Source organism: Entomoplasma ellychniae (assembly GCF_002930155.1).
Lineage (GTDB): Bacteria > Bacillota_I > Bacilli_A > Mycoplasmatales > Mycoplasmataceae > Entomoplasma > Entomoplasma ellychniae.
Window position 1 is genome coordinate 558,611 of the sequence record NZ_PHND01000001.1, and the last position, 26,942, is coordinate 585,552.

Annotated in this window: 21 protein-coding genes, 1 pseudogene and 2 riboswitches; of the genes and pseudogenes, 19 read left to right on the forward strand and 3 right to left on the reverse strand. The window is 27.4% G+C overall.

Annotated features, from left to right (window positions below; all coding sequences use genetic code 4):
* Positions 1 to 30 precede the first annotated feature (30 nt).
* From EELLY_RS02500 to EELLY_RS04130, 9 genes are all read left to right on the forward strand, one after another.
* Positions 31 to 2,331 (forward strand): lipoprotein, encoded by a 2,301-nt coding sequence (locus tag EELLY_RS02500; RefSeq protein WP_104205898.1) that lies wholly within the window; start codon positions 31 to 33, stop codon positions 2,329 to 2,331.
* A gap of 20 nt (positions 2,332 to 2,351) precedes the next feature.
* Positions 2,352 to 4,487, forward strand: a complete 2,136-nt coding sequence (locus tag EELLY_RS04360; RefSeq protein ID WP_104205899.1) for an ATP-binding cassette domain-containing protein — start codon at positions 2,352 to 2,354, stop codon at positions 4,485 to 4,487.
* Positions 4,477 to 5,517 carry a carbohydrate ABC transporter permease gene (locus EELLY_RS02510; protein WP_104205900.1) on the forward strand — a complete coding sequence of 347 codons (1,041 nt, stop codon included), beginning with the start codon at positions 4,477 to 4,479 and terminating at the stop codon, positions 5,515 to 5,517. The genes EELLY_RS04360 and EELLY_RS02510 overlap by 11 nt, the downstream gene beginning before the upstream one ends.
* Positions 5,518 to 5,527: 10 nt before the next feature.
* Positions 5,528 to 6,673 (forward strand): carbohydrate ABC transporter permease, encoded by a 1,146-nt coding sequence (locus EELLY_RS02515; protein ID WP_104205901.1) that lies wholly within the window; start codon positions 5,528 to 5,530, stop codon positions 6,671 to 6,673.
* A 2-nt stretch (positions 6,674 to 6,675) separates the two neighbouring features.
* Positions 6,676 to 7,803, forward strand: a complete 1,128-nt coding sequence (locus tag EELLY_RS02520; protein WP_104205902.1) for a ComEC/Rec2 family competence protein — start codon at positions 6,676 to 6,678, stop codon at positions 7,801 to 7,803.
* Between the two features lie 385 nt (positions 7,804 to 8,188).
* Positions 8,189 to 9,166 carry a tRNA dihydrouridine synthase DusB gene (gene dusB / locus EELLY_RS02525; protein WP_104205903.1) on the forward strand — a complete coding sequence of 326 codons (978 nt, stop codon included), beginning with the start codon at positions 8,189 to 8,191 and terminating at the stop codon, positions 9,164 to 9,166.
* A 1-nt stretch (position 9,167) separates the two neighbouring features.
* On the forward strand, positions 9,168 to 10,667 hold the full coding sequence (gene lysS / locus EELLY_RS02530) for a lysine--tRNA ligase (RefSeq protein ID WP_104205904.1): 1,500 nt from the start codon (positions 9,168 to 9,170) through the stop codon (positions 10,665 to 10,667).
* A 145-nt stretch (positions 10,668 to 10,812) separates the two neighbouring features.
* Positions 10,813 to 11,448: a PTS sugar transporter subunit IIBC family protein gene (locus tag EELLY_RS02535; protein WP_219818101.1), complete on the forward strand. Its 636-nt coding sequence runs from the start codon at positions 10,813 to 10,815 to the stop codon at positions 11,446 to 11,448.
* A complete protein-coding gene (locus tag EELLY_RS04130) occupies positions 11,399 to 11,965 on the forward strand; it encodes a MurR/RpiR family transcriptional regulator (protein ID WP_181021044.1) in 567 nt (188 codons plus the stop codon). Before EELLY_RS02535 ends, EELLY_RS04130 begins: the two co-directional genes overlap by 50 nt.
* Before the next feature lie 183 nt (positions 11,966 to 12,148).
* Here the strand turns inward: EELLY_RS04130 and EELLY_RS04300 are convergent, their stop codons facing one another.
* Positions 12,149 to 14,107: an ABC transporter ATP-binding protein gene (locus EELLY_RS04300; protein ID WP_104205906.1), complete on the reverse strand. Its 1,959-nt coding sequence runs from the start codon at positions 14,105 to 14,107 to the stop codon at positions 12,149 to 12,151.
* A 125-nt stretch (positions 14,108 to 14,232) separates the two neighbouring features.
* Between EELLY_RS04300 and EELLY_RS02550 the strand changes: the two genes are divergently transcribed.
* Both EELLY_RS02550 and msrA read left to right on the forward strand, forming a co-directional pair.
* Positions 14,233 to 14,670 carry a MarR family winged helix-turn-helix transcriptional regulator gene (locus EELLY_RS02550; RefSeq protein WP_104205907.1) on the forward strand — a complete coding sequence of 146 codons (438 nt, stop codon included), beginning with the start codon at positions 14,233 to 14,235 and terminating at the stop codon, positions 14,668 to 14,670.
* A 10-nt stretch (positions 14,671 to 14,680) separates the two neighbouring features.
* The gene (msrA, locus tag EELLY_RS02555) at positions 14,681 to 15,166 is read left to right on the forward strand and encodes a peptide-methionine (S)-S-oxide reductase MsrA (protein WP_104205908.1); all 486 of its coding nucleotides are present in this window, start codon (positions 14,681 to 14,683) and stop codon (positions 15,164 to 15,166) included.
* 18 nt (positions 15,167 to 15,184) lie between these two features.
* On the opposite strand, the gene EELLY_RS02560 is transcribed toward msrA, so the two are convergent.
* Complete coding sequence (locus EELLY_RS02560) at positions 15,185 to 15,838, reverse strand: energy-coupled thiamine transporter ThiT (RefSeq protein ID WP_104205909.1); 654 nt, start codon at positions 15,836 to 15,838, stop codon at positions 15,185 to 15,187.
* A gap of 30 nt (positions 15,839 to 15,868) precedes the next feature.
* Positions 15,869 to 15,957, reverse strand: a riboswitch (TPP riboswitch).
* Positions 15,958 to 16,026: 69 nt separating this feature from the next.
* The gene (locus tag EELLY_RS02565; RefSeq protein ID WP_104205910.1) at positions 16,027 to 16,680 is read right to left on the reverse strand and encodes an energy-coupled thiamine transporter ThiT; all 654 of its coding nucleotides are present in this window, start codon (positions 16,678 to 16,680) and stop codon (positions 16,027 to 16,029) included.
* 29 nt (positions 16,681 to 16,709) lie between these two features.
* Positions 16,710 to 16,798: riboswitch (TPP riboswitch) on the reverse strand.
* Positions 16,799 to 16,868: 70 nt separating this feature from the next.
* Here EELLY_RS02565 and metG point away from each other — a divergent pair.
* The 8 genes and pseudogenes from metG (at position 16,869) to pta (ending at position 26,942) form a co-directional block, all read left to right on the forward strand.
* On the forward strand, positions 16,869 to 18,398 hold the full coding sequence (gene metG / locus EELLY_RS02570; RefSeq protein ID WP_104205911.1) for a methionine--tRNA ligase: 1,530 nt from the start codon (positions 16,869 to 16,871) through the stop codon (positions 18,396 to 18,398).
* A 274-nt stretch (positions 18,399 to 18,672) separates the two neighbouring features.
* Complete coding sequence (locus tag EELLY_RS02575; RefSeq protein ID WP_104205912.1) at positions 18,673 to 20,037, forward strand: FAD-dependent oxidoreductase; 1,365 nt, start codon at positions 18,673 to 18,675, stop codon at positions 20,035 to 20,037.
* Positions 20,037 to 21,038, forward strand: coding sequence for a lipoate--protein ligase (gene lplA, locus EELLY_RS02580; RefSeq protein WP_104205913.1), 1,002 nt, complete (start codon positions 20,037 to 20,039; stop codon positions 21,036 to 21,038). The genes EELLY_RS02575 and lplA overlap by 1 nt, the downstream gene beginning before the upstream one ends.
* Positions 21,039 to 21,069: 31 nt before the next feature.
* A complete protein-coding gene (pdhA, locus tag EELLY_RS02585; RefSeq protein WP_104205914.1) occupies positions 21,070 to 22,188 on the forward strand; it encodes a pyruvate dehydrogenase (acetyl-transferring) E1 component subunit alpha in 1,119 nt (372 codons plus the stop codon).
* Positions 22,188 to 23,177, forward strand: coding sequence for an alpha-ketoacid dehydrogenase subunit beta (locus tag EELLY_RS02590; protein ID WP_104205915.1), 990 nt, complete (start codon positions 22,188 to 22,190; stop codon positions 23,175 to 23,177). The genes pdhA and EELLY_RS02590 overlap by 1 nt, the downstream gene beginning before the upstream one ends.
* Before the next feature lie 26 nt (positions 23,178 to 23,203).
* Positions 23,204 to 24,109 (forward strand): annotated as a pseudogene (locus tag EELLY_RS02595) (dihydrolipoamide acetyltransferase family protein); the annotation flags it as partial.
* 12 nt (positions 24,110 to 24,121) lie between these two features.
* Positions 24,122 to 25,972: a dihydrolipoyl dehydrogenase gene (gene lpdA / locus EELLY_RS02600; protein WP_104205917.1), complete on the forward strand. Its 1,851-nt coding sequence runs from the start codon at positions 24,122 to 24,124 to the stop codon at positions 25,970 to 25,972.
* A 1-nt stretch (position 25,973) separates the two neighbouring features.
* The gene (gene pta / locus EELLY_RS02605) at positions 25,974 to 26,942 is read left to right on the forward strand and encodes a phosphate acetyltransferase (protein ID WP_104205918.1); all 969 of its coding nucleotides are present in this window, start codon (positions 25,974 to 25,976) and stop codon (positions 26,940 to 26,942) included.

A 26,942-nucleotide genomic window follows, 5' to 3' on the forward strand; every position in this document is an offset into this window, starting at 1 on the left:
AAATTTCATAAATAAAACCTAAGGAGAAAAATGAAAAAATTATTATCAATCTTTACTGCAACAACGTTAACTGTTCCTGCTTCATTAACTGCTGTATCTTGTGGGGGTGTTAAACCAGAAAAAAATGCAATATTTTTAATGCCACAAGAAACAATAGGCACTACATCAAAAGATAAACAACAAGGTTATTCAGACCTAATTGATGAATTTAATGAAACCTATGCTGAACAAATTAATTCTGGTGAAATGGCTAAAATTGAAGCTAGGTGAGAAAAATCTGGAAACATTTCAAAAAACATAGCTGCAAAAGGTAATTTACCAGACTTATATGTATTTTATGGTGATGCTGTTTCACAATTTACATACTCTAATGCAAAAGACAAAGTTAGAGATATGAAGAGTTCTTATGGTAGTGAAGATGAGTATTCAAAATTCAATGATTCCTTAATTACTGAAACATATTTAAAAGAAGGTGAATATCAAAGTAAACAAATAGTACTTCCCTTTGGAAAATCAGTAGATTATTCAATAATTAATGTTAGACTTTTAGCTGATTTACAAGAAACACTGATTGAAGGACAAGAAACAAATAAAGGAACTATAAGAAACATTCTTAACGAATACAATAATACAGAAAGAAAACTTTCTCTTGGAAGTAGACCAAAAGCAAATGAAGGAAGTTATTTTAATAAAGAAATAGCTAATAATACATACAATACATTACCAGAATCAGATAGAAATAGTTTTGAGTCAATACTTAGCGGTGTAACTAATATTCAAGAAATAAAAAATATTTTTAAAGATTCAAAAAACATCATGACAATAGCAAAAGTGATTAAAGCAATATATCAAACTAATGGTGCTATAGATTATAACGAAACAGCATTTGGAAAAAGTATATTAGTTACACAAGACCAAACTGAAATTCAAAAATTAACAGATTTAAATAACTCTAATTCCCATTATGCATTTTCTATTGATTCTATAGAAAATAAATTTTTTATGGATTGAGCAGCAGAAAACCCAGAAAAAAACGGATCTTTAGATATTACTGATAGCAAAAATAATTTCCTTTATAATTCTCAAACAAATGTTAATGCAAAAAATAAAGTTACTGGGACAGATTTTCAAATAGATAAAAATTCAAAGTCATTTTTAAAAACAACTGCTTTATTAGATGATCTTAAAAATTTGGTTGATGACAAATTAGATGGTCAAAAGCTTGATGCATGAAAAGGTGTTTTTATGAGTAAATATTCAACAACTGGTGGTGCAGTTTACACAAGTAAATCTTTTGTAAATGGGACAACACTTGTTGGGTCTGGATCATCTGCGGGTGCTTATAACTATACATCTGCAACACTAAGATATGAAACAAAAGATGCTAATGGTAAAACTAAATCAAACTCTGCTTATGCAACATCAAATGCAGATTTGATAACAACATCATCAATTGGAAATAAAAATGACACTTTCATGTCACAAGGTCCTGGTATAGCAGGCTTTAAATCAAATGGTGAAAATGCGGATAAAAAAGAAAAAAGCGTTACTGCTTTCTTACAATATATAATGCAACCAAAGCAATCAGCACAATTTGCGCTTAAAACAAATTATATGCCTGCAACAAAAGATGGATTAAAAATCTTTAAAGAATATATTAATGGAACTTATAATAATGCAGAAGCATTTGCATTTGAAACATTAAAAAAAGATATGATTGAAAATATTGATAAAGATGAAACAAAATATAAATTTGAAGGTTTTGAAAATAAAATACCAACTTTAGAAGAAATCAATAATTTATCATATTTAAGAAATAAAATTTCAAGAAATATAGCTGATGGTGTTACAACTTATACTTTTGAAAATAAATCAGAAGATGAAAGAGTTAATAAACTTGACACCTTAAGTAAAGAAATAAGAAACAATCAAGATGCAAAATTTGAAGATTTATTTACACCATTGGCTGATGCATCAGATTCTTCAAAAACTAACACAAGAGCTACAATAAGTTCTATCAATACAGGTTTTGTAGAAGATTACTTATCAAAAATAGCCGGGATATCTAACTCATCAAAAACAAATTATGAATCTAAACCTATATTAGTTGCATCTTCACCATCACCAATAGGTACTGAATTTAGAGACGCTATTAAACAAGCCACAATTGAGACTCAAGGTAGTTCTATAATGTATAAAAAAGGCGCAAAATTTGCTGACTTATTAAATTATGAAAGTGCATCAAATCTTGATGTTACAAAATTGGCATATCACATACTGACACATGATGGTGGCGACATATTAAAAAAAATAACAATTAAAAATAAATAGAATTAAGTAGTGAGATTAAAATGAGTATTAAACTAAAAAATATAAATATTGATTATGGTAATTTTTTAGCTGTTGACAATTTAAACATCGAAATAAAAAAAGGTGAACTTGTTTCTCTTTTAGGACCTTCTGGATGTGGTAAAACAACAGCTTTAAATGCCATAGCAGGATTAATTAATACAACTTCTGGTCAAATATTTTTTGACGGGATTGATGTAACTCACAAATCTAGCCAAAAAAGAAATATAGGTTTAGTTTTCCAAAGTTATGCATTGTATACACACATGAGTGTATTTAAAAATATAGCTTACCCTCTTTATTATTCAAAAAAATTTAAAAAAGAATTAAGTTATGAGAACAAAATAAACAAATTAAGAATTAAAGCAATTGATGAATCAAAAGGATATTCAATAATAATAAAACAACAAAAAGAAATTGATTCATTAATTAATAAATTTAACAATGAATTTGAAAATTTAAAAGCAAATTTGAAGGTTAAATTTTTAAGAAACCATAAACAATCTATAAATGAGTATTGTGTATCAGTAATAAATAACGCACAAGGATCTGAAAACAAAAAAAATGATGCATTTAATCAACTTAAAACTTATTTGTATGATAAATCAAAAATTTCTTTTGAAAAAATAATTAATAAAGTAGAGAATGACTTATATTTAAAGTTAAAGTCTTTTGACTCAATATATGATATTAGATTTTCTATTTTTATAAAAAATTTAAAACAAAATATTCAAGATAAAAATAAAGAGTTTTCTAAATATACAAATGAATTAAAAAAAACAATGAAAAAGACTAAAAAGGAAATCTCTAAACAACAAAAAAAAGAATTAAATATTGTAATTTTTTCTAATTTAACATCTTCTGAGTATGAAAAATACAAAATTACAAAAGATGAAGTAACATTTAGTTTTGTTAATAATGAATTTAAGGAAGTTAATACAATTATTGAAAAATTATTGCTTTCTTTAAAAACAAAAATAGAATCAAACTTTATTAAAAACAATGTTGCATCTAAAGTAAACTACGAAATAATTAGTTTTATTAATAGTGAAGCAAAAAAATTAAAAGTTGAAAATGAAATTATTTATTCTTTAATCAAAAATATCTTAGATAAATTTAAAAAAGAAATTTTATTAAAATATGCTGATAATAGATTTGTTAGAACAATTGGGTACTTTAATAATTTATTTAATTTTTCAATAAAATATAAAGCAACTTTCAATTTAGAAGAAAATATTAAAATTGATATAAAAATGCGTGTTAATGATATATTATTAAGAAATTTTTCAACATTAGATCAAGAATTATTAGTTAACTCTTCTCTAGAAGACACAAAAGATCAAAAAAATGAAATCAAAAAGCAAATTTATACAAGAAAAAGAAAAATTAAAGAGTTAGTTTTTGAAACAGCAACACAAGTTGAAATACAAAATCAGCTAAATAAAAAGCCAGGTGAATTGTCAGGTGGTCAACAACAGCGTGTAGCAATAGCAAGAGCTATTGTAAAAAAACCAAATATTCTTTTGTTAGATGAACCGTTGTCAAATTTAGATGCTAAATTAAGATTAACAACAAGAGAGTGAATTAAAAGATTTCAAAAAAGTGTTGGAATTACCACTGTATTTGTTACTCATGACCAAGAAGAAGCTATGAGTATATCTGATTCAATATATGTTATGAATAAGGGTGTTTTACAGCAATCAGGTTCTCCATTAGATATATATAATCACCCATCAAATGAGTTTGTGGCTAATTTTATAGGAACACCAAATATAAATTTTATAAAAGCTTCTAAAACAAAAAGTGGTTTCAAATTACCATCTAATGAGTTTTTAAACTTTAAAAACCTACCAGAATCTAGAAATTTTAAATTAGGTATAAGACCAGAAAAAATATTAACAAAAAGAGATAAAAATTTAATTTTTTTAGCAGAAGGACATGTAGTTTTAGTTGAACAATTAGGTAAACAAAATCACGTTAAAATAAAAACAAATAACTCAGAACTAATGATAGTTATAGACCCAAAAGATTGAGAAATTGTTGCAAAAAACAAAACTATAAAATTGTATACTGACCCTAATAATATTTATGTTTTTGATGAAAATCAAAATAAAATAGAGGTTGAATATGCAAAATAATGATTGATCTAAAAAAACAAAAACTAAAGAGTTCAAAGAATTAAAAGATAATCCTAAAGGTGTTCAAGATAAAAAAAACAGTGACTTTAAACCTAAGTTCTTAACACCAAAACCAAAAAATATGGAAAAGAGTAAATTTGACTTTTTAAATCAGTTATTATGAATAACACCAGGTTTAATATTTGTTTTAATATTTTCTTATTTTTCAATTTTTATAGTTTTTAGATATGGTTTTAGTGCTGGGGGATCTGTTGGAAATTTTGTTTTCAGCTTCCAACAAATAAAATTTATACTTTTTGAAGATCAAACTAGAGAATTTGTATATTCATTAAGAAATACATTTATATACGTTGTTATTTCAGTGCCGATATCGTTATTTATAGCTTTATTTACTGCAAAAGCACTTTCTAATCTTTTAAGCAAAAAAGCATATGGTTTTTTCCAATCAACATTATTTTTACCTTATGTTACATCATCTTTAGCTGTGGCTATGGTTTTCTCAACATTATTTTTAAATGGTGGTGCCCCAGTTATAAATACATTTATGAAAATTTTTATAAAAGATTTTAATGTAAATTGAAGAGAACCAAAATATACCATGATATTACTTGTTATATTTGGTGTATGAAGGATGTTGCCTTTTAAAATAATAATGTTCACATCAGCTTTTTTAAGAGTTGATAAAAGATTGTATCAAGCAGCTTCATTAGATGGGACCCCTAGATGACAACAATTTTGAAAAATATCATTACCCCAAATACTCCCAGTAATAATTTACATGATTACCACAAGTATAATTGGGGGGTTTAAGTTTATGCCTTTAGGTTTATTTAACAACTATTCCGAAGCAAGACAATCTTCAGCACAAACAGCTGTTTATTATATATTTGACAAAGTTAATCCAAGTGGAGGTGGTATACCTTCTTATGGAAAAGCTGGAGCTGCTTCAATAGTTCTTATGGTATTAACCTTGCTTATGACAATATTTAATAAAAAATTATCTAGATTTTTAAATAAAAAATACAGATAGAAAGGAAAATATGGCTAGCCAAAATTTATCAAGAGAAAAATACAATTTTCAAATTTCTAATTACGAAAGTCAAATAGAAAAAAAAGAAGAAAAAATTATTTTGTCTAATAATTGATTTAATGCGTTTATTATGAAAATAAGTTTGTTTTTTTTCATTAAGTTTTCTTTAAAATGAATAAACTTTAAAAACTTTTTCTACTTAAAAAAAGTTAAAAAAATACAAAAAAATACATTAAGAATGTCTGGTGATGTTTGATATAAAAATATTGCACCCGGACTTTTGAATTGAACTATACTTTTAGTTATGTTTGTTATTACGATATTTCCTTTTTATTGAATGTTAATTACGTCTTTTAAAAGTTATGATGAAGTTGATCCAACAAAGACAAGAACTTTGTGAGAATTGCTATGGCCTAAAAGTTGAAGTCTAGAAACATACAAAAACATGTTTAATTTTATTGATTCTGTTTCTTCTGACTCAATATCTTTTCAAAGATTTTTTTTAAACTCATTTTTTATAGCAATATTATCAACATTGACTCAATTGATAGCTTCTATTATTGGGGGATTTGCAATTTATAATTGAAGAACAAAAATCAACCCATTATTCATGATGATAATGTTTTCAATTATGATGGTCCCTGGAGAAGCTATGTTACTTGGAAGATATATTCTTATGGTCCAATTAAACTGAACAAATACTTTAATGGCATTAATTATTCCTTTTATAGGTAATGTTTTTACAATTTACTTAATGAGCAATGCTTTTTATGCATTAAATAGAGATTTAAAAAGAGCGGCAAAAATTGATGGTCTTTCTAGTTTTCAATATTTTCTAAAAATTGCTTTACCAGCTATTAGTGCAACTATTATTACTGCTTTCATAATATCTTTTATTGAATCATGAAACTCAGTTCTATGGCCAGTAACTATAATGCGAGATAACTCAGAGTGAAAAACAATACCTATTATGCTTTGGAAAATGATGCAAACTTCAGGTCTTGAACCAGAATTACAAGTTGGTTTTAACCCTATAAATCTTAAAATGGCTGCGTCTTTTATAGCAATTTTACCAATGTTAGTTGTGTTTGTAGTATTTAATAAATTTATAATCAATGGTCTTTCTAAAAGAGGATCATCAAGTTCTAAAGGGTAATAATGAAAAAAGTTAAAGCAATAACACTTTCGTTAATTTTAATACTATGTTTAGTAATTGGTTCAATTCTTTTTTATATATTTTTACCATCAAAAACAAAAGAACTAACTAATGTAAATTATTATGTCATGTCAGTTGGAAATGCTAATTTTACAATTGTAGAAAAAGATTTTCATGCAGTTTTAATCGACGCAGGTTCTGGTGTTGATTCAACGAGTAAAAATGAATTAGAGTTTGCTGAAATAGAACATAGCCATTCTAATAGCGAATCAGAACAATTCTTTATAAATAATTATCAAGTCAGCCCTAAAAAAAATTGAACAAAAGCGAAAAAAACATCTTCAAAATGAGCTATTGATTTTATGAGAAATAAAGCTGGGATCCAATATCTTGATGGAATTTTCATTTCACACAAGCACTCAGATCATTATGATTTGGTTTTTGAAATTTTAAAATCTTATGAACAAGATAAAACAAAAGTTATAGCTCCTTTAGAATATGATAACCTTAAAAAAACAATTATAAGAAACGCTCCTAATTGAAATGGGAAAGTAGATACAAAATTTTCAAAAAAATACAATTTTTTAGGTGGAACTTTTGAAAATCTTTCTGCTTATTCTTCAAATAAAACTTTAAAAACTTTAAAAGAAAAACCTTGAGAAGACCCAAATGACACTAGTCAAGTTCTCAGGTTCACAGCTGACGGTAACACTGTTTTGGTTTTGGGAGATTTACAAAATCAAGGAATACTCAGAGATGATAAATTTATGAAAAAAGTTGAAGAAAAAGAAACAGCCCTTCTAATAGCAGCACATCACAGCTCTGATAATTCAGCTACATTAAAAGTCGCAGAACTTATAGGTCAATCAAAATATACAATATTTTCTACAACTATGGTAACATCTAAGTGGGATAAATTTTCAGGAGGTCACAAATCGATGAACCCTAAACCTATTACAGAAAAATTAGTCAAGCAATTTGGAAATGATGCTGAGTTTTTTGTAACAGGAGATTTAGATTCAGAGTTTTCTAAAATACCAGAAAAACAAACAAACAGTTCTTTCAAATGATCATCTAGAACAAATAAAATAGAAATTTTGAATAATACAATTTTAGATTCAATCAAATAATAAAAATAAAAGGTTAATTCCTTTATTTTTTTATTTGTTAAAATATTACTAATTAGAAAAGAGTTCTTTTGCCAATATTAAAATTTTATGGACTAACAGAAAAAGAAATAATAAAGTATTCAAAAAAACAAATGAATTAGCTTTATTGATTCAGGCTAAACCAAACGCTATTTCTTATGTCTACATTCCATCAACAATACTATCACCAGAAAGTGATAAAGAAAAAATATATAGAAATAAACTGAATTTGTAGAAAAATAGAATTAAGAGAAAAAATGGTTAGTCATATTGAAGATAATTTCAAACACTTAAATAAAAAAATTTCAATAAAATTCACAGACATTAATAGAGATTTTTATGTAGAAGGGCAGGTATTTGGATAATTATGAAAATTAAAAATATAGAAATAAAAAGTAAACTTGTACAAGCTCCAATGGCTGGTATATCTAATCCTGTTTTTAGATTAATAGCAAAACAACATGGAGCAAGTCTTGTATGTGCTGAAATGGTTTCTATTGAAGGAATGACACACAATAACAAAAGAACCTATGAAATGTTAGAAGTTAATAAAGAAGAGCACCCAATGAGCATGCAGATTTTTGGAAATGATGTAAATTCATTTATTACTGCAACAAAATGAATTGATGAAAATGTTGATTGTGATATTATTGATCTTAATATTGGTTGCCCTGCCCCAAAAGTTGCTATTAAATCTGCTAGTGGATCAAGTTTATTAAAATCCCCAGACCTTATTTTTGATATTGTTCAAGCAGTTGTAAATAATACTAAAAAACCTGTAACAGCAAAAATTAGACTAGGTTGAGACAAAAATAGTGTTAATGCTGTTGAAGTCGCAAAGTTAATTGAAAAAGCTGGAGCTAGTGCAATCGCTGTTCATGGTAGAACAAGAGATGAGTTTTATACTGGCAATGCTGATTGAGAAAAAATCAGAGAAGTAAAGCAAGCGGTCTCTATTCCTGTTATTGGTAATGGGGATGTTGTTGATGGGCCTAGTGCTAAAGCTATGTTAGATTTAACTGGTTGTGATGCAGTAATGATTGCCAGAGCTAGTCAAGGTAATCCATGAATATTTAAACAAATAAATCATTATTTAGAGACTGGTGAAGAATTAGCTAAACCTACTTTACAAGAATGAGAAGCCACAGTTTTAAATCACGCCACACTTTTAATTCAATGAAGAGGTAATGAAGAATTTGCTATTAAGGAATTTAGAAAACACTTGACTTGATACTTAGCTGCCCTAGATAAAACTAAAAATATTAGCAGTTTAAAAGAACAAGCAAATCAAATTCAAGCATTTAATGATATTATAGATATAATAAAACTTTACAAAGGAGAATAAGATGTCAGAAAGAAAATTTACAGAGCAAGAAATAATACGTCGTGCTAAATTATTAAAACTTCAAGAATTAAGTCAAAACCCTTTTGAAGCTACAAAATATGAAAGGTCTCATTCATTAAATGAAATAATATCTAATTTTAATAAGTATACAAAAGAAGAATTAGAATCTTTAAACCAAAAAGAAATCTCAATTGCTGGAAGAATCAGATTATATAGAGAAGCTGGTAACAAAGCAGCTTTTATTAATATTGATGATCAAAACGATTCTTTACAAGTGTATGTGAGATTAGATGAGATTGGTGAAGAAGAGTTTGGCTTATTTAGAGAATTAGATTTAGGTGATATTGTTGGTTTTAAAGGTATTTTAATGAAAACAAATCATGGCGAGTTATCATTAAGAGCTAAAGAATACACACTACTTTCTAAATCATTAAAAGTGTTGCCAGATAAACACGCTGGTATTCAAGATATAGAAGAAAAATACAGAAGAAGATATGTTGATTTAATTGTTAACCCAGAAACAAAAAAAACTTTTATTTCTAGAACAAAAATTATTAGAACTATTCAAAATATTTTAGATGCTAAAGGTTATATGGAAGTAGAAACACCTATATTGCACAATATAAAGGGTGGTGCTGCTGCAAAACCATTTGAAACACATTACAATGCCCTAGATACTGATGTTTATTTAAGAATAGCTACAGAACTACATTTAAAAAGGTTAATTGTTGGTGGATTTGATGGAGTTTATGAAATTGGTAGAATATTTAGAAATGAAGGAATTAGCACAAGACATAATCCCGAATTTACTTCTATTGAATTATATGTAGCTTATAAAGACTTTTATTTTTTAATGGATTTAACTGAAGAGTTATTTAGAAAAACTAATGAAGTAGTTAATAAGTCGCAAATTATTCAATATGGTGAACATCAATTAGACTTATCAAAACCATTTAAAAGATTACACATGGTTGATGAGATTAAAAATTTAACTGGTGTTGACTTTTGAAAAGAAATGTCAATTGATCAAGCTTTAGAATTAGCTAAAAAAAATAACATACATGTTGAAAAACACCAACAAACTGTTGGACACATTATTAACTTATTTTTCGAAGAATTTGTTGAAAGTACAATTATTGAACCAACATTTATTTATGGTCACCCAAAAGAAATATCACCTTTATCTAAAACAAATAAAGATGATAAAAGATTCACCGATCGTTTTGAACTATTTATTATTGGTAGAGAATATGCAAATGCATTTAGTGAATTAAATGATCCTATTGACCAATATGAAAGATTTAATGATCAAATTAAAGAAGCTGATGCAGGAAATGATGAAGCTACTGAAATGGATATAGATTTTATTGAAGCTTTAGAATATGCAATGCCTCCAACTGCTGGTATTGGTATTGGAATTGATAGATTAGTTATGTTATTAACTAATAGTGAATCAATAAAAGATGTATTATTATTTCCACAACTTAAAAATAAAGAATAGAAAAGCTGCTTAGCAGCTTTTTTTCTTTTTTATTAAAGATTGTAAAAATCATCAAAAACATGAAAATTTTATTTATAATAAATTTAAAAGGTTTTATGGCTGGGATGATTATGCCATCAATTGGTGTACTTTTAGCATGAGGTTTATGAACCGCAATGTTTTTTTATATGACTATGATAACAATAAACCTTTAGGATGATTTAATGCCCCAATGTTGGGCCGTTTAGTTGACCCTGGTATAAAATATTTAATTCCAATTTTAATCGCATTCAATGGAGCAAGAATGATTTATGGAATAAGAGGAGGGATGTTAGCTACTTTTGTAATTTTAGGAACAATAATTGGGACAGATTGAATTTATGCTAATCACATAACTTTAGCTGATGGTTCACATCCTGGTTCACCTAATCAATTTATAGGTGCAATGGTTGTTGGCCCTTTGTCTGGGTGATTTCTTAAAAAAATGGAATCTTTTTATTTAGAAAAAATAAATAAAAGTTATGAAATGTTAGTTAAAAACTTTGGTATAGGTTTTTTTGGAATATTGTTAGCACTTGTAACATTTTTTGGTTGAGGTTGAATAATGTGAGGTATAACATGAACAATGATTCAAATTATATCATTATTTGGAAGTAACAAGTGGTTAGCACCTTTAATGGGAATTTTCACCGAACCTGTAAAAGTAAGTTTTTTAAATGCTGGAGTAAATCAAAGTTGGGGGTCCAGAAAAAGTGGGCAACCCCAGTCCAACAAAAATAACAAGGTTTGCAGAAAAACTTAATTTAAAAGGTTACAGAGAATTAAAGTTAAGACTTTCAGATATTTCTAAGTCTATTATTATTGATGGAAATTTTGTAAACGTTTCAGAAAAAATAAATAACAATTCAAAGGTTTTTTATAAAAAGTATGTAAAAATACATAATGAATCTTTTGAAAAACAATTTAATTATCTTTCACATAAAGATATAAAAATTTTTAATGATTGTTTTACATATTCGAAAAGAATATTTATTTTTGCGTTTAATCTTTCATATAATATATCAAAAAATTTTGTGCAAAGAATGTGTTGAAAAGGTTTAAATATTATTTCAGAATCAGACCCAGTGTCCATTGAAACATATATAAACACGATTACAAAAAATGATTGCGTTATTTTAATAACGATATCTGGAAATAATTCATTAATTAAAGGAATTGCTGAACAACTAACTAAAAAAACTAATCTTTTAGGAATTGGTAATAAAACTTGTGATTTTCAAAATTTGTTTCAAGATTTCATTAAGTTTGATAGTGATTAATCTTTATTATGAGATATAAACTCAATAAAAGCTCAATTAGTTATGCACTCATTAGACTTTTTATTTGTAAATTGATTGGTGAACAACAAAAAAATAAAAAAAGATTAATTTAAATTTATAAAAGGTTTCTAATAGCCTTTTTTTATTAATTTTTTCTAATTACCTATTAATAAATAATTATAACTATTTCGATAATTTATAAAGAGCTTTAAATAGTCCTTCTTTTTTTGTTAACTCTTCAAAATTTCCTGTTTGTACAATTCCAACACCAGGTTCTAACACAAATATCTCATCAAAACTTTTAATAGTTGATAATCTATGTGCAATAGAAATTGTGGTTCTTCCCTCCATTAATACTTCAAGTTCTTTTTGAATTTCAGATTCTACAATATTATCTAGCGCAGAAGTAGCTTCGTCAAGAATTAATATTTCAGGATCTTTTAAAATAAGTCTAGCAATAACTAATCTTTGTTTTTGACCACCAGATAGTTGAGCACCACGTTCAGCTAAAATTGTGTCATATCCATCAGGTCAAGTCATAATTAAATCATGTAGTTTTGATTTTTTACATGCTTCTTCTATTTCGATTATAGTTTTATTTTCTAAACCATAAGCTACATTATCATAAATGCTTCCACTTAGTATTTGTGGTTCTTGATCAACATAACCTATTTTATCTAATCAAGATTTAAGATTTAAATGTCTTAGATTAATATTATTGTTAATTAATATCTCACCATTTTGAATTTCATAAAATCTTAAAAGTAATTTAGCTATTGTGGATTTACCCGAGCCAGTAGGCCCAACAAAAGCATATTTCTTACCTTTAACTAATTTAACACTAAAATCTTTTAATATAATTTTTTCAGTATTTGGATAAATAAAATTAATATTATCAAACTTAATTGATTCCACTTTTTCGTTTATTGTTTGAGTTTTAAATTTATCTATTGTAATTTCACTTTCTAATAGTTTTGATATATTACACGCAGCTATTTTGGTTCTTGGTATTTCGTTAATAATAGGTCTTAATTGCATAATTGGGATTGTCATAGTGATAACACCTGTTGTGAAAGAAGAAATGATACTTATTAATGATTGTGTATCATTAATAAATAAGAAGACACCAAATACAATAGAAGCCATTGAAAAACTTCCAACACCACCAATAATTAAAGCTGAGGGCAACTCGCCAACAAAAAATTTCTTTTTCTCTTTTTTGTTTGTTTTTTGAATAAGGTCATCAAAGTGTTTTCTTTCTTTTTCAAAAGTGCCTGATGATTTAATTAACTTAATACTATATATTTTTTCACTCATATCATTATTTTGCTGTTCAGTTATAGCATTTATTTTTCTAGTTGCTTTGTTGGAAATTTTAATACTGATAAAAATAATAATTACAAAAAGTATTAATAGTCCAAAAACACATAATGCAAGTTTTCAGCTAATAGTTAACATTAAAATTGCAGAAGAAATTGTTGTTGAAATTGCTAAAAGAATAATCACTGGAGCTTCTTTAATATAGTTGTTTAAACCCCCACTATCTTTTATAACTGTTGAAATAATTTGTCCTGATTGATTCAAATCAAAAAATTGAACATCTTGATCAATTAATTTACTAATTAGTTGGCGTCTCAATTTATTTTCGTAAGCTAAAGCTACATTTCCAGAAAAGATATATTTTATATAAGACATAATAATTATAACAATTATATCCGCTATCATTGAGTAAGCTAAAGCAAACAAACCAAACTTAGCCCCTCAAAGATTAATATAAATTTGTGACCCATCATAACTTATGAATTTATAAAAAAATTCTTGAATAATGGCTTGATAAAATTCTGGTGTTGTTGAACAACTAGCTAATATTTTCATAATTTGATCAGTTGTTATGCCTTCTGGCAATTTTAATAATTGTATAAGTGCTTGTATATTTTTTGGATCTATATCTTTCATAGAATCTAAAACACTTTTAGAAACCATTAAAGAAGTAATCAATTCTACACATTTAATATTTCAAACCATTAATAAAACAGTAAAAATAGTTAGCAATAAAACCCCTATAGAAAAACCTTTTCTATTTTTTATAGCTTCTAATAAGTGATAACTAACACCATTTATTTTTTTATTGTTTAATTCCATATAATCTCCTTAACTTTTTAGTAAAATTAATAAATCTAACAAGATAATAAATGTTTCAAATAATATAACTAATTTCAAATGAAACAAGTTATATTATATATTACAACTTTAACGAAAGGGATGCAATGAAAAAGAAATATAATTTAAATAATTTAAGTGTTTTACTTAAGGGTGAACTACTTATAATGATTATTAAAAGACAAATAACTAAAATAATAACACATGAATATCCATCGTTATATCCATTGGCATATTTTCATTTAATGTTTATTAAGAATGTAGAAGGAATAAGTCAAACAGAGCTAGCTTATTTAACAGATACCACTAAACCAACATTACATAGAAACATAAAAACACTTATTAAAGAGGGATTTATAGTAATCAAAACCTCTTTAAGAGCAAATGAAAATGAAATCTATTTAACAAATAAAGGTGAAGTACTTGTAGCAAAGGTTTGTAAAATGATTGATGCATATGAAAATGAAATGAATTTAAATAAAGATAACTTAAGTGGAATAAATGAAATGTTTGTTGATATGATTAATAAACATAAAACTAAATAGGAGATATAAAATGAAAACAATATATTTAGCTGGAGGATGTTTTTGAGGTGTTCAAGCATTCTTTGATTATCAAAAAGGAATATTAAAAACAACTGTTGGTTATGCTCAAGGAGATATTGATAATCCAACTTATGAGCAAGTGTGTACGGGCAAAACAAATTATACTGAAACTCTTAAAATAGAATTTGATGAAAATAAAATAAGCTTAAAAGAAATTCTTGATTTGTATTTTTCAATTATAAATCCTTATTTATTAAATCAGCAAGGAAATGATAAAGGAACTCAGTATAGAACTGGAATTTACTCAGAAGATAAAACTATATTAGATTATTCGAAAAACTATATATCTGATAAACAAAACAATGATCCCCAAAAAATTGTTGTTGAAAATGAGTTATTGAAAAACTTTTTTAATGCTGAAGAATACCACCAAAAATATTTAGACAAAAACCCAAATGGGTATTGCCATATAAATTTATCAAAATATAAAAAATAAGGAAGCAAAAGAGTCTTTTTAATATATTTGTTTTTTGATTGGTTGTAATATATTGCAAACTAATGGAATAAGAATACCTAATAGAATTAAATCAATAATAGAGTTAGGTAGATTCACACCTCCTGCTCAAATAAATAGTTGAAAATTAATTGGTCTATCACCTCTTCAAAATAATACTCCACCAATTGATTTTGAAATAAAAAACAATACTACAAAAACAAAAATGCCAATAACAAATCCCTTTTGTCTTCAAATTCAAATAAAACTATATTTTATTGAACCTCAAATTTTACCAATACGTTTATCATAAAAACTTGAATATTTCACAATGTTTTTAATTTCTCTAGGCATAAATAAGCTACAAACTGCTATTATTCATAAAGGGATTGCATAATCAAATAAATAAGCTGGAATATTACCAGCATCTAAATTTGCTGGTAAAAAGAAAGCAATTACAGACCCAATCATTGCAACAATTAATGTTCTTAATCAATCAGTATAAACAGCCATAATAAAGATAGGAATGAACTGTATATTAATTGTAAAATATAAACCACCAAAAGAATAACCTATCATTACATTTAAAACTAAATATAAAGCCAACATTATGCCCATTGTTGTTATATCTTTTACTCTAATTTTTTTAACTTTATAAAAAAAATGTCTTTCCATGTAAAATCCTCCCACATAAAAAAACAGAAAAAAAATCAATTTAGGACTCCCTACGCTAGTTTTAACTAGATCAGGTTCTAAGAGTTTTTCTCAAGCTTTCGCTACCTCTGCCTTTTATAAATAAATTATATCAATATTGTTCAGAAAAATTCAATGCTATATTTAAATAAAAGTTTTTATTTTTTTGTTTAATATATTTGCTTTCTTATAGGTTCTATTGTGTAACAAGTAATTGGAATAAATAAAACGAAAAAAACAAAGTTATTTATAGAGTTTGGTATATTATAAATCATAGATCAAATTCAAACGTTATCGCCTTCTGGTTTCCCAGCAGACCAAAATAAAACCCCACCTATTATTTTTGAACAATAACTCATTATTACATAAATTGCTAAAACTAAAACAAAAATTTTTTGTTGCCACAATCAAATAAAAAAAGTTTTTATAACACCTCAAAAATGACCAATAAATGAATTATAAAAATTTGAATAATTAATTATTTTTTTATAATTTCTTGGTAATAATACGCTACAAAAACTAACAAACAATAATGGAAAGTAATAATCAAAAATATAAGCTATAGGTATTCCTGCGTCTGCATTAGTTGGCAAAAAATAACCAATTAAACCACCAATTAAACCAATAATTAATGTTCTTAATCAATCAGTATAAGCTGCTAGTATAAATATTGGAATAAGTTTTAAGTTAAATGATAAAAAGAAAATAGAAAAAGAAAATGCTGTGGTTGCATTTAAGATAACATATATTGATAACATCGTTCCCATTATGGCGATGTCTTTTGTTCTAAGTCTTTTAACATTTATAAAAAAATGTTTTTCCATGTAAAAACCCCCACATAAAAAAACAGAAAAAAAATCAATTTAGGACTCCCTACGCTAGTTTTAACTAGATCAGGTTCTAAGAGTTTTTCTCAAGCTTTCGCTACCTCTGCCCTTTATAAATAAATTATATCAAAATCAAAACCTAAAAAATGATAAAATAATTTTAATAAAAGAGAAAGGTGTCATATATGCCCAAAAAATTTTACATAACAACCCCAATTTATTACCCTTCAGGAAATTTACACATTGGTCATGCTTATACAACAACATTAGCTGACATTTTAAAAAGATATAAAAAACTTGATGGTTATGAAACTTACTTTCTAACAGGAAGTGACGAACACGGGCAAAAAATTGAGCAAAAAGCTGAAGAAGAAAATTTAACGCCAATGGAATATTTAAAAGATAAAGTAGAAAGTTTTAAAACTTTGTGAAATCTTTTGTATATTGATTATGATAAATTTATTAGAACAACAGATGTTTATCATAAAGAAACTGTTAAAAAGATATTTACAAAATTATTAGAAGAAGGATATATTTATGAAGGTAAATATGAAGGTTTTTATTGTGTTAGTTGTGAAGAGTTTTTAAACTTTGATCAAATCACAGAAGATAATAGATGTAAAATATCAAATAATGCAGTTGCAGTTGTTCAAGAAGACACTTATTTTTTACAATTGTCTAAATTTCAAAATTTTATAGAAAATGATGTTTTAGCTAGTGATTTTTTAATTCCAGCGTATAGAAGAAATGAAATGATAAATTCATTTGTTAAACCAGAGTTAAAAGATCTATCAGTAACAAGAACTTCATTTAGTTGAGGTATACCAATTAATGAAAATCCAAAACATGTTGTTTATGTTTGAATTGATGCATTAACTAACTATATAACTGCACTTGGATACTTACAAGAAAATGATAACAATTTTAAAAAATATTGAGAAGATAAGGATACAGAAATTTTACATTTAGCTGGAAAAGAAATTATTAGATTTCACTCAATATATTGACCAGCTATTTTAAAAGGTCTAAACTTAAGACAACCAAACCATTTATTAGGTCATGGTTGAATACTTAGTGGTGGAACTAAAATGAGTAAGTCGATTGGTAATGTAGTTGACCCAATTGAAATAATTCAAAAATATGGAGCTGACGGATTTAGATTTTATATAGCTTATGAATTACCAACTGAAAAAGATGGTAACTTTACTGAAGATTTATTCGTTGAATCATATAATGCTCATTTAGCAAATAATGTTGGTAATTTAATATCAAGAACAAATCAAATGATTACTAAATACTTTGAAGGTAAACTAAATCATAGTGTCATTAAAATGAATAGTGTTGTTGAACAAGAAGTTATATCAACGATTAATAATTATAAAAAATTAATGGATGAGTACAAAATTAGTGAAGCTACAAGAGTTGTTTTAGATTTAGGTAAAACTTTAAATAAGTATATTGAAGAACAAACTCCTTGAACTTTAGCTAAAGAAGAGAGATTTGAAGAACTTGAAAAAGTTCTTATAACTCTTCAAAAAGCTATAGTGGTAGTCATTTTGTTATTAAAACCTATATTGGTTGAAAACTCAGATAAAATGTTTAATGATATGGGTGTTTCGAATAAACAAATTGAAATAATAAACTTTGATAATATTTTAGAAATAAAATTTAAAAAAATTGAATCAAAGCAAATATTGTTCAATAGAATTAAATAACCTTAAAATTTAACATTTTATGTGTATTTTTATTATTTATTTTAATACCACATTAAAATCAAGTTTTCATAAAACAATATATATTCATTTAAAAAATTAAATTATTTTTTACAAGTGTTTTATTATATATTTAAATAAACTAAAAATAATAATTTACTTTTTTAGTTTATACAAAAATAATGTGGAGTATAATTTATATAAGAATATTTTCTACAATGACAGTAAATTTTTAAAAAATATTCCACCCAAATAAATAAAACAAAGGAGACTTTAAATGAAAGTTATAGTTTTAGGTACTAACCATGCTGGTACAACAGCTGTTAGAACGTTAAAAAGATTAAACCCTGAAATAGAAGTAACAACATACGATAAAAACGATGTTATTTCATTTTTAGGTTGTGGTATTGCATTATGAGTTAAAGGCGAATTCCAAGATCCTCAAGGATTATTCTATGCAAACCCAGAAATTCTGAAATCAGAGGGAATCACAGTGAGAATGAAACATGAGTGATTGTCTATTGATAAAAAAGCAAAAACTGTTACAGTTAAAAACTTAGAAACTGGTGAAGTTTATAATGATAACTATGACAAAGTTATTGTTGCTACAGGAACATGGCCACTGTTGCCACCTATCCCAGGGTTGGATTTAAAAGGCGTTCAAATTTGTAAAAATTATGCACATGCTCAAGCGATCCAAAAAGCTAATATTGACCCATCAATTAAACATGTAACTGTTGTTGGTGCTGGTTATATTGGTGTTGAGTTAGTTGATGCATTTGTATCGCATGGTAAAACAGTCACATTAGTTGACTTTGCAGACAGAATTATGCCAGTTTATTATGATGCTGAATTTACTTCACACGTTGAAGAAAGAATGAAAAAAGCTGGAGTTCATCTTGCACTTAATCAAGGTGTTAAAGAATTTAAAGGTGATTCAAATAATAAAGTTACTTCAGTTGTTACTTCAAAAGAAGAAATCAAAACTGATTATGTAGTTTTTTCAGTTGGCGTGGTTGCACAAACAAAACCATTAGAAGGTGTTGTGGATTTAAGTGACAGAAAAGCTGTTATTACAAATGAGTTTTGCCAATCATCAAATCCTGACATCTATGCCATTGGAGACTGCTCAACAGTATATAACAAAGCTTTGAATGCTGAAGTACCTATCCAATTAGCAACAACAGCTGTTAGAACTGGGATTTTAGCTGCTGCTAATATTGTTAATGGAAATAAACTTCCTTCACCTGGTTTTACTGGGGCTAATGGTATTGAAGTTTTTGGATTTAAAATGGCTTCAACTGGGGTTAGTGAAACTTCAGCTAAAAAACTTGGATTAGATTATGAAGCTGTAAGTTTTAGTGATTCTGATAGACCAGAATTCATGGCAACTTACAAGCAAGCTTGAATTAAAATTGTTTGAGACAAAAAAACTAGAAAAATTATTGGAGCACAAGTAGCTGGTGAAAATAATCATACTGAATTAATTCATATGTTATCTTTAGGTATTCAAAAAGATTTAACAATTGATGAACTTCCATTGATTGATATGTTCTTTTTACCTCACTTTAATAAACCATACAATTTCGTTACATTAGCGGGATTAGAGGTTTTAGGTTTAAACTACTTTAAAAAGAAATAATGATTAATTTAATTATTTCTAAAACTAATGACCCATCATACAATTTAGCGCTTGAAGAATATTTAACATATCATTTTAAAACTAATGACCCAATATTATATATTTGGCAAAATGCTAACACTATTGTTGTTGGTAGAAATCAAAATACATATGCTGAAATTAATATTAATGAAGCTATGAAAGATAATGTTCACATTATAAGAAGAAATACAGGTGGAGGAACCGTTTTTCATGATATGGGTAATGTATGTTATTCATTGATTGTTAATAACGACAAAAATACTGAAACCAGTTTTGCTGATGTCTTAAAACCAATTATCAAATATTTACAATCAGAAAACTTAAATGCTAATTTTTCTGGGAGAAATGATATTGAAATTGATGGTTATAAAATTTCTGGAAATGCACAATTAAAAAGTAAAGAAAAGGTTTTACAACATGGGACCTTATTGTTTGATGTTGAATTACCTAAAATTCTTAAATATTTAAATGTTGATCCTGAAAAAATAAAACACCAAAAAGTTAAATCAAAACCAGCAAGAGTAGCAAATATTAAAAGATTATTAACTGATATTAACAAAGATGTAAGTTTAGAAGCATTTATTGAAGGTGTTATAAAAAGTTATACAGTTAATGAAGAAGTTAAGTGGATTAAATTGAATTCAAACCAACAAGATATAGTTACTAATTTGTGAGAAAATAAATATAAGTTAAGAGAATGAACATTTGGAAAAAATGAAGATTTTGAATTATCAAAAAAAGCATACTTAGAAACAAAAGGATTGCTTGAAATAAAGCTAAATATTGATAAAGGTAATATTTCAAAAATAAAAATATATGGTGATTTTTTAGGTTATGAAGGAACTGAAGAACTTGAAAAACATTTAACAAACATTTCATATGATTACCAACAAATCAAAAATGTATTAAATGATTTTGATTTGAAACAAATTTTTGGAGAAGCATTTGAAATAGAAGATATTTTAGGTTTAATCCTCTAATAAAAAATAAACTAGAAAGAGTATAAAATAAATGAAAACAAAATATATCGGAAAATTCGATCCTTTAAAAGATGAGGTTGTTAGAGTTATTGATAAAGATGGTAAAGTTATAAATCCAACTTTAATGCCAAAAATTTCTGATGAAGAGCTTATTAAAGCTTATTCAATCATGAATTTATCAAGACGACAAGATGATTATCAAAATAAAATGCAAAGACAAGGAAGATTATTATCTTTTCTTTCTTCAACAGGTCAAGAAGCTTGTGAAGTTGCATATACAATGGTTTTAGATCCTAAAAAAGATTTTTTTGTTTCTGGATATAGAAACAATGCAGCATGATTAACCATGGGTCAACCAATAAGAAACATCATGCTTTATTGAACTGGAAATGAAATGGGTGCTAAAGCACCAGATGGGGTTAATTCTTTACCGCCAAACATTATTATTGGTTCTCAATTTTCACAAGCAACTGGATTAGCCTTTGCAGAAAAATACCAAAAACGTGATGGTGTTGCTTTAACAACTACTGGGGATGGTGGAATGAGTGAAGGTGAAACTTATGAATCAATGAACTTTGCAAAAATTCATGAAGTTCCCGTTGTCTTTATAACTGAAAATAACAAATGAGCGATTTCAACACCAACTTATGAACAAACAAAATCTATAAACTTAGCTGTAAAAGGAATTGCAACTGGTATTCCTTCAATAAAAGCTGATGGTAATGATTTTTTAGCTTCATGAGCTGTTGCTAAAGAAGCTGTTGAATTCGCAAGATCAGGAAATGGACCAGTGTTTATAGAATATGATACATATAGATTAGGCGCTCACTCTTCATCTGACTCACCAGATGTTTATAGACCAAAACCTGAATTTGAAAATGCTAAACTTTATGACCCATTAATTAGAATGAAACAATATTTAATTGATAAAAAATTATGAAGTGAAGAAAAACAAGTTAAATTAGATGAAGAACAATCAGCTCATATTGCTGCAGAGTTTGCTTGAGTAGAAGAAAATAAAAACTACGGGATTGAAGATATATTTAATTATCAATATTCTGAATTAACTGAAGATTTAAAAGAACAAATGAATGAGGCAAAAGAATTTTTTGCAAAATACCCAGAATCAAAAGATGGAGGACACCACTAATGGCAATTATCAATAGTATTAAAGCTGTAACAGAAGCTCTTGATGTAGCAATGGAACGTGATCCAAATGTTATTGTTTTTGGAGAAGACGTTGGACTTGAAGGTGGAGTTTTTAGAGCTACTCAAGGACTACAACAAAAATATGGTATTGAAAGAAGTTTCAATGCACCAATATCAGAAGCAATGTTTGCTGGTGTTGGGTTAGGTATGGCTATGAATGGAATGAAACCAGTTATTGAATTACAATTTCAAGGATTAGGTTTACCATCACTGCAAAACATTATTACAAATATTTCACGTATGAGAAATAGAAGTCGTGGTAAATGAACTGCACCTTTGGTTATTAGAATGCCAATGGGTGGGGGAATTAGAGCATTAGAACATCACTCTGAAGCATTAGAAGTAATTTATGCACATATACCAGGAATTAAAACTGTTTTACCTTCAACCCCATATGATACAAAAGGATTAATTTTAGCAGCAATTGAATCACCAGACCCAGTTATTGTTTTAGAACCAACAAAACTATATAGAGCATTTAAACAAGAAGTTCCTGAAGGGTATTATACTGTGCCAATTGGTGAAGGTTTTAAAATTTTCCAAGGAAACGATTTAACTGTTGTAACTTATGGTTCACAAACTGTCGATTGTATGAAAGCTGTTGAATTATTAAAAGCTTCACATCCAAACGCAACAATTGAATTGATTGATTTAAGATCAATTCAACCATGAGATAAAAAAATGGTAATCGAATCAGTTAAAAAAACAGGTAGATTATTAGTAGTTCATGAAGCTGTTAGATCATTTTCAGTTTCAACTGAAATTATAACTACAGTTAATGAAAAATGTTTTGAATATTTAAAAGCACCATTATCTAGATGTACAGGATATGATGTTATTATTCCTTATGACAGAGGTGAAGGTTTTCATCAAGTAAACCCACAAAAAATATTGGTAGCTATGCAAAACGTACTAGACTACAAATTTTAATTAGAGAGGTACATTAAAAAATGAGTACAAACAATTTTAAAGCTACGCCATTAGCTAGAAAAATGGCTGCAGCTAAAAATATAGACCTAAGTACTTTAACTGGGACTGGTCCACATGGGAGAATTTTAGTTAAAGATTTAGATAATGTTTCAACAAGCGTTCCAACAAACGCAAACACTGGAATTTCAAATAATATTCAACTTGCTTTAACAAAATCTGTAGCTATTGATGCGCCTTTATCATGAGATTCAATTCCTATGAATGGAATAAGAAAAGCAACAGTCAAAGCAATGGTTAAGTCTAAAACAGAAAATGCAGCATTTACTGGAATGAAAAATATAGATATTTCATCTACATACAATATGCGTGCGATGTTAAAAGATTCTTGTGAAGCAAATGGGATCAAATTGACTTACTTAGCTTTTATTATTAAAGCAGCTGCAAAAATTTTAAAAGAAATGCCAAATGTTAATGTAAGAGCTGATGTGGAAAATAATGCAATTTTACAATTACACAATGTTAACATTGGTGTTGCTGTTGATACTCCAAAAGGATTAATGGTTCCTGTAATTAAAGGAGCAGATCAATTAACTATGTTTGAAATAGCTGTTCAAATAGCTGATCTAGCTTCTAAAGCAAGAGAAGGTAAATTATCAATGAGTGAAATGAAAGACGCAACTTTTACAGTTTCAAACTTTGGAGCTGTTGGCTTAGATTATGCAACTCCAATTATTAACTCACCTGAATCAGCTATATTAGGAGTTGGAACAATGACAAAAACACCAGTTTTTGTTAAAGATGAAATAAAATCAGGTTGAATAATGCCATTCTCAATGACATGTGACCATAGAATTATAGATGGTGGAGACGCAGGTAGATTTTTAATGAAATTAGAAAACTACTTAAAAAATCCAGCTCTGTTATTAATGTAAGGAGACTATAGAATGTATAAAGTAAAATTCGCCGATATCGGAGAAGGATTAACAGAGGGTAAAGTTGCTGAAGTTCTTGTTAAATTAGGACAAGAAATTAAAGAAGGTGATGCTTTATTTTTTGTTGAAACTGATAAAGTTAACTCAGAAATTCCAGCACCAGTTGCTGGAAAAATTGCAAAACTTAACATAACTGAAGGACAAGAAATCAAAGTTGGAGAAGTTGTAGTTGAAATTGATGATGGTAAGGGGGGTGATTCAACTCCAGTTGAAGAAACTAAACCAGAAGCTGCTAAAAATGAACCTATTGAAGAAAACGCAAGTGTTGTTGGATCAACTCCAGTTTCAAATGATGTAATACCTTCAAGAGGACCTTCAACGCAAGCATCAAAACCAGCACCAACCCCAACACAATCAGTTGCTCAAGCAGCTCCAGTTGATATGACTGGTATTAAAGAAAAGTATGACGTTATTGTTATTGGAGCGGGAATTGGTGGATATGTTTCTGCTATTAAAACTGCACAAGCAGGATTTAAAACATTAATTATTGAAAAACAATACTATGGTGGTGTTTGTTTAAATGTTGGATGTATTCCCACAAAGTCATTATTAAGAACAGCAAAAGTTTTCGAAGACATAGTTCATAAAGCTGCAAACCTTGGTATTGAAATGGGTGAAAATAAAAAACCTACAGTCAATTGAACAAAAGCTCTTCAAAGAAAAGATGGAGTTGTTTCAAAATTAACTGGTGGAGTTAAAATGTTATTAACTAAAAACAAAGTTGACCAAATTATTGGTGAAGCTAGAGCAATTAATAAAAATATTATTGAAGTTAATGGTGATAAATATTATGCTCAAAATTTAATTATTGCATCTGGATCAGTTCCAAATGAATTACCATTACCTGGTTTTGAAGAAGGAAGAAAATCTGGATTCTTGATTGATTCAACTAAAATATTAAATATTCCTAAAATACCAAAATCATTAACAGTTATTGGTGGTGGAGTTATTGGTATTGAATTTGGAGCATTGTTTGCTTCACTTGGTTCAAAAGTTACTGTTCTTGAAGGAGCACCAGCTATCCTTCCACTATTAGATCAAGATATTATTTCTTTAATCACAAAAGAATTAACTACAAAAAATGGTATGACTATTCACACTAATGCAAAAGTTAAATCTATTAAAGGTAAAGAAGTTACTTTTGAAGTTGATGGAAAAGACCAAACAATTAAATCAGATTACTGTTTAGAATCAATTGGGCGTAAAACTGTAACTAAAGGGTTTGAAGAAATTGGATTAGAATTAAGTCCAAGAAAATCAATTGTTACAAATGAGTATGGTGAAACAAACCTAGAAAATGTTTATGCTATTGGTGACGTAACTAGTCAAATTATGTTAGCTCACGTAGCATCACATATGGGTGTTATTGCAGCAAATAGAATTGCATTTAAATCAAACAAACCAGGAACACATGATTTAAAAATAGATTATGCAAAAGTTCCAAGTTGTATTTATTCACACCCTGAAATTGCAGCAATTGGTAAAACTGAACAACAATTAAAAGCAGAAGGTGTTAAATATGAAACATTTAAATTCCCATTTGCAGCAATTGGTAAAGCTTTAGCTGATGAAGACACAACAGGTTTTGTAAAAATTATTTGTGAACCAGAATTTAAAACACTTTTAGGTGCTCATATTATTGGTAACAGAGCAACTGACATGATTTCAGAATTTACTACATTAATTGAATGTGAAGGAACAATTACTGAATTAGCAAAAGCTATTCATCCTCACCCGACAATGAGTGAAGCTATTGGTGAAGCTGCAGAAGCATTAGAGTCTGGGAAACCATTAAACTTTTAATATGTATTCAGTAAAACAAATAGAAAAAAAATTAATTGATTCTAAAATCAAAAAAACAATAGTGTTACCAGAAGGTGAAGAACCAAAAATCCAAGAAGTTGCAAACTATCTTGTAAAAAACAAAATTGCAAATGTAACTATTATTTTTAACAATAAAAATGCAGTTTCAAAAAATCTTGAAACTGATATCAAAGTAATTTGTATGAATGAATTAGATAAAAAACCATTTATTGATAAGTTCATTGAATTAAGAAAAGATAAAACTAATTTAGAACAAGCTACTAAGTTAATGAACTTACCAGCATATATTGGTGCTATGCTAGTTAAATCAAAAGAAGCTGACTGTATGCTTTGTGGAATTACTTTTACAACAGCTGACACAATTAGACCAGCATTACAAATCATTAAAACAAAACCAAATGTAGCATTAGCTGCAAGTGCGTTTATAATGAACCGTGGTGAAGAAAATTATTTCTTTACAGATTGTGCTTTAAATATTAAACCAACCAGTGAACAATTAGCTGATATAGCCAAAATGACTGCTAATTTTGCAAAATCATTTGGTGTTAATGATGTTGAAGTTGCAATGCTAAGTTATTCAACAAATGGTTCTGGAGCTGGTGAAGATGTTGAAAGAGTAAAAGCGGCTGTTGCAAAATTAGAATCTGAAAAGCAAGAATTTATTTTTGCTGGTGAGATGCAATTTGATGCAGCATGAGACAAAGAAATCAGAGACAAAAAATTTAAAAATTGTTCTTTAATAAAAAAAACACCTGATGTGTTTGTGTTTCCAGATATTAATTCTGGAAATATAGGATACAAAATAGCTCAAAGAATGGGTGGATTTGAAGCAATTGGTCCTTTTATATTAGGGTTTAATCAACCAGTTAATGATCTTAGTCGTGGTGCAACGCTTGTTGATATCATAAACACAGCAATAATAACAATTTACCAAGCATTGGAGGCTTAA